Origin of the sequence: Paracoccus sp. PAMC 22219 (assembly GCF_000787695.1) — a bacterium.
GTDB lineage: Bacteria > Pseudomonadota > Alphaproteobacteria > Rhodobacterales > Rhodobacteraceae > Paracoccus.
Map to the genome: position 1 here is coordinate 1 of NZ_BBPH01000150.1, position 9500 is coordinate 9500.

The following is a 9500-nucleotide window of genomic DNA, read 5'->3' on the forward strand; positions in this document are numbered from 1 at the left end:
GTGATCGGCCCACAGGAGAGCCCACCATGTATGACAATCACCCCGATCGGACGAGCGGCCGTGAGCCAGCAGGACATCAAGATTTCCGCACGCAACCTGCAGAAAGCCTATGGCGACACCCATATTCTGCACGACATCAACATCAGCATCGACGAGGGCGACTTCCTGGTGCTGGTCGGCCCGTCGGGCTGCGGCAAGTCCACGCTGCTGAACTGCATCGCCGGGCTGGAGCCGATCACCGGCGGCAACATCCGCATCGCGAACCGCGACGTGACGGGCGTCAGCCCCAAGGACCGCGACATCGCGATGGTGTTCCAGTCCTATGCTTTGTACCCGACGATGACGGTCGCCAAGAACATCACCTTCGGCATGAAGGTGCGCGGCGTCGACAAGGCCACCCAGGCCACCAAGCTGGCCGAGGTGTCGCGCCAGCTGCAGATCGAGCCGCTGCTGGACCGCAAGCCGGGCCAGCTGTCGGGCGGCCAGCGCCAGCGCGTCGCCATGGGCCGCGCCCTGGTCCGCGACCCCGCGCTGTTCCTGTTTGACGAGCCGCTGTCGAACCTGGACGCGAAGCTGCGCGTGTCCATGCGGACCGAGATCAAGAAGCTGCATCAGGACCTGAACGCGTCGATCGTCTATGTGACCCATGACCAGATCGAGGCGATGACGCTGGCCACCAAGATCGTCGTCATGAAGGGCGGCGTGATCCAGCAGATCGGCACGCCGGCGGAAATCTACAACCGCCCCGCGAACATGTTCGTGGCCGACTTCATGGGCAGCCCGGCGATGAACCTGATCCCGGCCCGCGTTCGGTCCGAAGGCGGCCAGACCCGGATCGAGATCGACCGCCCCGGCGACACGCCGCTTGTCATCACCGATCCGGTGGCCCGCGACCTTCCCGACCAGATCGTGCTGGGCGTGCGCCCCGAGGACATCCACGAAGCGACCGGCAACGCCCATCTGCCCGGCACCGCGCAGGGTGCGGGTGGCGACGTGATGATCGAGATCGTCGAACCGGCGGGTGCCGACACCTTTGCCGTGACCCATCTGGGCGGCAAGGCGGTCACCGCGCGGCTGCGCGCCGAAAGCGCCGTCCGGGCGCGGTCGATGTTCCCGCTGGCATTCGACCTCTCGAAAGTGTCGTATTTCTCTCCTAAGGATGGTGAACGACTGAACTGAGAAGGGGTGACGGCATGGCGATGCTTCTGGGCGATGTGGGTGGAACCAATGCGCGGCTGGCGATCGCGCGCAACGGGTCCATCGACGCCGGCACGGTCACCCGCTTCAAGGGCGACGACTTTGCCAGCTTCGACGACGTGGTGCGCCAGTTCATGGCGGAACAGCACCAGCCCAACATCTCGTCCATGTGCATCGCCGTGGCGGGTCCGGTCAGCGGCGGGCGTGCGCAGCTGACCAACCGCGACTGGTCGTTCGACGAGGACAACTTGGCGCGGCTGACCGATGCCGATCAGGTGCGGCTGATCAACGACCTGTCCGCGCTCGGCTATTCCACCCCCGCGCTGGCCGGCGAACAGCTTGGCACGCTGCGTGCCGCCCCTGTGACCCGCGCCCGCAACGGGCAGGCGCTGGTCGTGGGTCTGGGCACCGGCTTCAACGTCTGCGCGGTGCGCGTGCTGCCCGGCGGCGCGATCACCGTGCTGGAGGCCGAGGAGGGGCACACCCACCTGCCCGCCAACATCATGGCCCGGCTGCAGGACCGCGTCGGCGCCGACGCCGCGGCCGGGTTCTTTTCCACCGAGGAGACATTCGCCGGGCGTGGCCTGTCGCGCCTGCACGCTGCGATGACGGGCACCGCCCCCATCCGCAGCGAGGATGTCGCCAAGGCTGCCGAGGCCGGCGATCCGGACGCCACCGCGACCTATGACCTGTTCGCCGAACTGGTCGGCCTCCTGTGCCGCGAGCTGTCGCTGCGCTTCATGCCGCTGGAGGGGTTGTTCCTGGCCGGCAGCGTGGGCCGCAGCATCGCCGACCGGATGGCGCTGTTCGAACCGGCCTTTCTGGCGGAAAGCCACATGCGCCATATCCCTGAAAACACGCCGGTCTTTCTGATCCGCGACGACATGGCGGCGCTGCACGGCTGTCTTGCGGCGCTCGGCTAGGGTCCGCCGGTCCCGCAAAGGTTAACCGCCAATCGCGGAAAACGCCCAAAGATTGCTGGATTCGTCCGGTCGATCCTGTTTGAATTGCCACAAGCAAAAAGACGGGGCGGGCGATGCGGGCATATCTTAGGGCGATCCTGGTGGCAGGGACGGCGCTTGGCGCGGCGGGTGCCGCCATGGCGCAAAGCAGCTCTCCGTTTTCGGGCCTGTTCGGCGGCAGCAGCGAATCCGAGGGGCCCGTCGCGCTGGACGTGCAGGTCGCCGGCGGGGACGAAGGTCTGACCCGCCAGATCCGCCAGTCGCTGCTGCTGACCGGCGCGCTGAACGAGGATCGCACCACCGGACAGGACGTGCTGGCCGCCGCGCGCGGCGATTACGCCCGCATCCTGGGCCTGCTGTACGACGAAGGGTTCTATGACGGCGCCGTGACCATCACCTTGGACGGGGTCGAAGCCGCCGAGGTGGCGCCGCTGGACGCGCCCGCCCAGGTCTCGCGCGTTCTGGTCGCGGTCGATCCGGGCCCGGTCTTCCGCTTTTCGCGCGCCCAGATCGCCCCGGTGGCCCCCGAAACCGACATCCCGACCGAATACGCCGTGGGCGAAGTCGCGGGCACCGGCGTCATGCGCAGCACGGCCTTGGCCGGGGTCGACGGCTGGCGCGCCTATGGCCATGCCAAGGCCGACATCGCCGACCAGCAGATCGTGGCCGATCACGACGCCGATCAGGTCGACAGCCGCATCGCCCTGTCGCCCGGCCCCGCCGTCACCTTCGGGCGCATGTCCGTCAGCGGCAACCAGCGCCTGAACGAACGCCGCCTGCGCAAGATCGCCGGTTTCCCCGAGGGAGAGCGTTTCGACCCCGAGGAACTGGAGACCGTCCGCCAGCGCCTGCGCCGCACCGGCGTCTTTTCCGCCATCACCCTGCAGGAGGCCGAGACCCTCAGCCCCGGCGACACGCTTGACGTGGATCTGGCCGTGGTCGAACAGGCCCCCCGCCGCATCGGCGCGGGGTTCGAGATCTCGACCATCGACGGGGCGCTGGTGTCGGCCTATTGGATGCACCGCAACCTGCTGGGCGGCGGCGAACGCCTGCGCATCGATGGGCGCATCAAGGATATCGGATCAGAAACCAGCGACCGCGACGACGAGCTGACCGTCCGCCTGGAACGCCCCGCCACGATCACCGCCGATACCACCGCCTATGTCGAGGCCGAGGTCGCGCAGATGCGCGAGGAGGATTACGACGAGGATCTGGCCACCCTGGGTTTCGGTCTGAACCACATCTTCAGCGACCGCCTGACCGCCGATGCAGCGCTGGAATATCAGTATTCGCGCGTCTTCGATGCCAACGGGCGCACCGATTTCAAGGTCCTGGCCCTGCCGATGGACGTGATCTGGGACCGCCGCGAGGATCAGAACAACGCCAAGCGAGGCTTTTATCTGTCGGCCGAGGTGACCCCCTTCAGCGGCTTCGAGGATACCAGTTCCGGCATGCGCGCCCTGGCCGAGGGCCGGGCCTTCCGGTCATTCGGCGCGGATGACCGGTTCACCCTGGCGGGCCGGGCGCGGGCGGGGTCGGTGTTCGGCGGCGACCTGGCGACGACGCCGCGCAACTATCTGTTCTTTTCGGGCGGAGGCGGCACCGTGCGCGGCCATCCCTATCAGTCCCTGGGGGTCGAGGAGATCGCAGGCCCCGACGGGCCGATCAAGACCGGCGGCCTGTCGGTCGCCAGCGCCACCGCAGAGGCGCGTTTCCAAGTGCGCGAGAAGATCGGCCTGGTGGCCTTTGCCGATTACGGCCAAGTCTGGTCGGGCGATGCCTTTGGCGGCGAAAGCGACGACCATGCGGGCGCCGGTCTGGGCGTGCGGTACGACACCCCGATCGGGCCGCTGCGGTTCGACGTGGCCGGGCCGGTCAGCGGCGATACCGGCAGCGGCGTGCAACTTTACCTTGGATTGGGACAGGCATTCTGATGCGCAGTTTCTGGATCACCGCCTTTGCCGTCCTGTTTCCGATGGCCGTTCTGGGCCAAAGCGCCGCCGAAATCAGCGCCGAGGCCGACAGCGACCGCGGCTTTCTGACCGGCCTGTTGGAAAGCAACCTGTCCGGAGACGGTCGGGAAGTCGTGATCGAGGGGTTCCAGGGCGCCCTGTCGTCGCGCGCGACCTTCACCGAACTGCGCATCTCGGACGAGGATGGCGCCTATCTGACCCTGCGCAACGGCGCGATCCAATGGAACCGCAGCGCCCTGCTGCGCCGCCGGATCGAGATCGCGGAACTGTCCGCGGCCGAGATCCTGCTGCCCCGCCTGCCCCAGGCAGAGGAGACGGCCGTGCAGGCCGAGGCCCCGGTCTTTGCGCTGCCGGAACTGCCCGTGTCGCTGAACATCGAACAGATCCGCGCCGAACGCGTGGTGCTGGGCGAACCCGTGATCGGGGTCGAAGCCGCGCTGAGCATCGCCGGCGGCATCAGCCTGGAGGGCGGCGAGGGCACGGCCCAGCTGACCATCGACCGCCTGGACGGCCCGCGCGGACAGTTCGTGCTGGACGCGGGCTATGGCAACGAGACGCAGATCCTGCGCCTGAACCTGGGCCTGGACGAGGCCGCCGACGGCCTGCTGGCGAACCTGGTCGGCATCTATGACAAGCCCGCCCTGACCGCCCAGATCAGCGGCGAAGGCCAGATCCGCGATTTCGCGGCCGACATCCGGCTGGCCACCAACGGTCAGCCCCGCATCACCGGCCAGGTCAGCGCCAATGGCGAGACCGGCGCCGACGGGACCCCCGGCACCGGATTCCGGTTCCAGCTGGGCGGCGACGTGGCATCGCTGCTGCGCCCGCAGGACCGGGCCTTCTTTGGTCAGGACACCCAGCTGCTGGCCGAAGGCTGGCGGGCCGAGACCGGGCGCCTGGACATCCCCCGCCTGGACATCCGCACCGAGGCGCTGCGCATCGCCGGGTCGCTGTCCACCAACGATCTTTCCGCGCCCCAGCAGGCCAATCTGCAGGTGATGCTGGGCCGGGACGCGGGGGCCACCCAGGTTCCCGTCCCGCTGCCCTTCGCGGGCGAGGCGCGACGGTCGATTCCGGGAGGCTGACCTTTGATTACGACGCGACGCAAAGCGACGGATGGCGCCTGGACGGCGGCATCGGCGCGCTGAACCTGGACGGCGTGGCGCTTGGCGCGCTGGACCTGGCCGGGCGCGGACAGATCTTTCTGGACGACGGCGCCCTGTCCGAGGTGATCGGCGCCATCGACTTTGCCGCCCGCGACTTGGATTTCGACGACGCGTCGCTGGACGAGGCCGTGGGCGCGCAGGTCGAAGGGCGCACCGGGTTCAATTTTACCCCCGGCAACGCGGTCGACATCACCAACCTGCGGGTCCGCGGTGCGGATTACGGGCTGGACGGCAACTTCCTGGTGTCGGGCCTGGGCAGCGGCATCACGCTGTCGGTCGATGCGGGCGCCCGCTATACCGATCTGACGCGCCTGTCGGGCGTCGCCGGGCGGCCCCTGACCGGCAGTGCGAATGCCACGGTCGAGGGGTATTACGTCCTGCTGAACCGCAGTTTTGACATCGACGCGCGCGTGTCGGGCCGCGACATCGCGTTGGACCAGCCGCAGCTGGACCGTCTTCTGGACGGCGAATCCACGATCCTGCTGCAGGCGCGCCGCGACGAGCTGGGCCTGGAGGTCGAGGATTTCCGCGTCAACGCCAGCCAGCTGACCGCCACCGCACAGGGGCTGATCAGCACGGCATCCAGCAACCTGCGCGCAGAGGTGTCCATGCCGTCGCTGTCGGATGCGGGCGCGGAACTGGGCGGCTCGCTGGAGGCCACGGCCGAAGTCACCGGGCCGCAAAACCAGCGGCGCCTGACCCTGAACGGCCAGGCCCAGGACCTGCGCATCGGCATCGAGGCGTTGGACAACGCGCTGAGCGGGCAGACCGAACTGACGGCCAGCGCGCTGCAGACGCCGCAGGGATTCCAGTTGGAGGATTTCCAGCTGGCCAACCCGCAGCTGAGCGCGGATGCCCAAGGCAGCTTTGCCCAAGGCGCGCTGGACGCGGTGGCCCAGGTGGCGGTGGTGGACCTGTCCTCGATCCGCGCGGATTGGGCGGGCGGGTTCCAGGCCCGCGCGACGCTGCGCGAGGAGGATGGCGCGCGCTTGATCGACGTGACCGGCAGCGGGCAGGACCTGTCGCTTGGCGCGACGGGGGCGGATGGCGCGCTGACCGGGACCACGCAACTGGCGCTGCAGGCGTCGGAACGCGACGGGGTCGTGACGATTTCGGAAGGGCGGCTGACCAATGACCAGATGCGGGCGGTGGTGCAGGGGACCTATGGTCCGGGCGTCACCGACCTGACCGGCGACGTGAACGTGGCGTCGCTGGCACCCTTCGGGCCGGGCTGGCGCGGCACCCTGCAGGCGCAGGGCAGCTTTGCCGAGGCCGGTGACGGTATCCGCAGGCTGGCCGTGACCGGGACCGGTCGCGATCTGTCCTTCGGTCAGGCGCAGGTGGACGGCGCCCTTGCGGGCGAGACGCGCCTGTCGGTGACGGGCACCGAACAGGGCGGCATCTTTACCATCGACACGGCGCAGGTGGAAAACCCGCGCCTGTCGGCCAGCGCCACGGGGCAGGTCGGCGCGGGGGCGACCAATGTCGCCGCCACGCTGAACGCGGGCGATCTGCGGTTCCTGGGCAACGGCATCAGCGGCGCGGTCCAGGCCGATGCGCGGCTGACCGACGACGGCACCACTCGGCGGATCGAGACGACGGGCACGGCCAGCGGCCTGTCCCTGGGCCAGCCGCGGATCGATCCGGTCTTGGCAGGGCAGACCCGGTTCGACCTGGCCGCCAGCCAAGGGACGCAGGGCATCTCGGTCCAGCGGTTGAACGTCACCAACCCGCAGCTGCAGGTGACGGCCGACGGGGCGCCCGCCACGGGCATCAATCTGAACGCGCGGCTGGCCGACCTGGGCCTGATCGTTCCGGAGTTCCCGGGCGCGGTCGCGGTGACCGGCACCGTGCGTGAGGAAGGCCCGGCCTTTGCGGTCGACCTGCGTGCCACCGCACCCGGCAGCACCGACCTGCGCATCGCGGGCACCGCGGCGCGCGACGGATCGACGGTCGATCTGGGTATCAACGGCAGCGCGGATTCCGCGCTGGCCAACACCACCTTGCGCACCCGCAGCGTGTCGGGACCGCTGGCGATCGACCTGCGCGTCCAAGGCGCGCCGTCGCTGCAGGCGCTGTCGGGACAGGTGCGGCTGACGAACGGCCAGCTGGCCGATCCGGGCCTGGGCGTGCGGCTGGACGGGATCGACGTCACCGCCGGATTCCAGTCGGGGCGGCTGCAGATCGACGGGGCGGCCAACGTCTCGGCCGGGGGGCGGATCACGCTGTCCGGGCCGGTGGACCTGACGAACGGGGCGACCGACATCTCGGTCGCGCTGGCGCAGGTCGTGCTGCGCGACCCGAACCTGTACCAGACGGTCGTCGATGGCCAGGTGCGGTTCAACGGAACGGCCGCGACCGGCCAGACCCTGTCCGGTCGCATCGACCTGGGAGAGACCGAGATCCGCATCCCCTCGACCGGCTTGGGCGGTGCGCGCGCGATCCCCGACATCACTCATGTCGGCAGCCAGCGCCCGCCGGTGCGCGCCACCCGCGCCAAGGCCGGGCTGGAGCCTTATCCCAGCCAGGCATCGCGCGACGCGGGCATGTCGGGCCCACCCGCCACGCCGGGACGTCCGCCGGCGCTGGACCTGGTCATCAACGCGCCCAACCGCGTGTTCATCCGCGGCCGGGGGATCGACGCCGAACTGGGCGGCAGCTTCCGCATCCAGGGCACGGCCCGCAACGCGATTCCCATCGGCAACCTGCAGCTGATCCGGGGCCGCGTCGATCTGCTGGGCAGTCGGTTCAACCTGACCGAGGGCTTGGTCGAGCTGCAGGGTAGTCTGATCCCCGTCATCCGCCTGGTCGCCGAGACCGAGCGCGACGAGATCACCACCCGCATCATCATCGACGGAGAGGTCCGTGACCCCGAGATCACGTTCGAATCCTCTCCGGAACTGCCGCAGGAGGAGGTGCTGTCGCAGCTGCTGTTCGGGCGTGGGCTGGACACCATCAGCCCCCTGCAGGCGGCGCAGCTGGCCAATGCCATCGCGGTGCTGGCGGGTCGGGGCGGCGACGGGATCATCAGCAACCTGCGCGAAAGCGCGGGCCTGGACGACCTGGACCTGACCACCGACGACGAGGGCAACATCGAGCTGCGGGCCGGACGCTATATATCCGAGAACGTCTATACCGACGTGTCCGTGGGCGAGGGGGGGCGGTCGTCGATCAACCTGAACCTGGACATCACGCAGTCGCTGCGGGCACGCGGATCGGTGGGCAGCGACGGCGGCAGCTCGCTTGGGGTGTTCTTCGAACGCGACTATTGATCAGTCGGCGCCGATCGCGGTGGACAGGGCACGCATCTCCTCGGGCGCGCCCTGGGGCATCACCTGACCCGAGGCGATGCCGAACCGCAGCATCCGCCGCCCGCCCGACAGGATGGTGACGGTCCAGCCCAGCAACTGTCCCTTCGGCCCTGCCATCGCGCCGCTGGCCCGCGGTGCGTCGGCATGGTTCAGCGCGTCGCGCAGGGCCGCGAAGCCACGCCCGGCGGGGGCCGCGGCCTCCCACGTGGCGATGGCGTCGGTCAGGCTTTCCGGGGGCGCGCCCCACAGACGGCGATAGGCCTGGTTTGACAGGACCAGTTGGCCGCCGTCGGAAAAGACCACCAGCCCGTCCTCCAGCCCGTCCAGGACATGCGCGCCCAGCATCAGCTCGGCCCGGAATTCGCGGGTCAGCGACATTTCCGAGGTGATGTTCTCGAACAGGAAGGCCACCGCGCCATCGGGATGCGGGCGACCGGTGACGCGATAGGTCTGTCCGCCCGGCAGGGACCAGGTCTCGACGTGGTGGCCGGTGGCCGCGGCGCTTTCCAGATTGGCCATGTGCTGGCGCCAGCTGCGATAGTCCTTGGGTTCGGGGACCATGCGCTGTTCGCGCAGCTGGTCCAGGAAATCGAACAACGACGGTCGCGCGGTCAGGAAACCCGTCGGCAGGTTCGTCAGGTCGATCAGTGCGGGGTTGAACAGCTGCAGGTTCCGCCCCTGGTCAAAGATCGCCAGCCCGATGGGCAGGTCGGCGAATGTCTTGGTCAACGTCTGGACGAAATCGCGCAGGCTGCGTTCGGCGCGCACGGCGGCGTCCGCGGGCAGGGCGAACATCATCACCTCGTCGCCCATCCGGTGGCTGTGGCAGTCGTACCAGGACACCGCGCCCTGATCCTCCAGCCCGGCGCGGCGGGTGGCGGTGCCCGCGCC

General features: G+C 69.2%; 6 protein-coding genes. 5 read left to right on the plus strand and 1 reads right to left on the minus strand.

Annotated elements, in window-relative coordinates:
- Nucleotides 1-60: 60 nt before the first annotated feature.
- From TY51_RS15765 to TY51_RS15780, 5 genes are all read left to right on the plus strand, one after another.
- On the plus strand, nucleotides 61-1179 hold the full coding sequence (locus TY51_RS15765; RefSeq protein WP_304413105.1) for an ABC transporter ATP-binding protein: 1119 nt from the start codon (nucleotides 61-63) through the stop codon (nucleotides 1177-1179).
- Nucleotides 1180-1193: 14 nt separating this feature from the next.
- Nucleotides 1194-2120: a glucokinase gene (locus TY51_RS15770; protein ID WP_042251189.1), complete on the plus strand. Its 927-nt coding sequence runs from the start codon at nucleotides 1194-1196 to the stop codon at nucleotides 2118-2120.
- Nucleotides 2121-2233: 113 nt separating this feature from the next.
- Nucleotides 2234-4093, plus strand: coding sequence for an autotransporter assembly complex family protein (locus tag TY51_RS15775; protein ID WP_042251193.1), 1860 nt, complete (start codon nucleotides 2234-2236; stop codon nucleotides 4091-4093).
- Nucleotides 4093-5217: a hypothetical protein gene (locus tag TY51_RS23625; protein ID WP_231559093.1), complete on the plus strand. Its 1125-nt coding sequence runs from the start codon at nucleotides 4093-4095 to the stop codon at nucleotides 5215-5217. Before TY51_RS15775 ends, TY51_RS23625 begins: the two co-directional genes overlap by 1 nt.
- Nucleotides 5218-5291: 74 nt before the next feature.
- Nucleotides 5292-8570: a translocation/assembly module TamB domain-containing protein gene (locus tag TY51_RS15780; RefSeq protein ID WP_231559094.1), complete on the plus strand. Its 3279-nt coding sequence runs from the start codon at nucleotides 5292-5294 to the stop codon at nucleotides 8568-8570.
- Here TY51_RS15780 and TY51_RS15785 read toward each other — a convergent pair.
- On the minus strand, nucleotides 8571-9500 hold a 930-nt coding region (locus TY51_RS15785; RefSeq protein WP_042251195.1), incomplete at its 5' end, for a PAS-domain containing protein. It abuts the gene before it with no gap.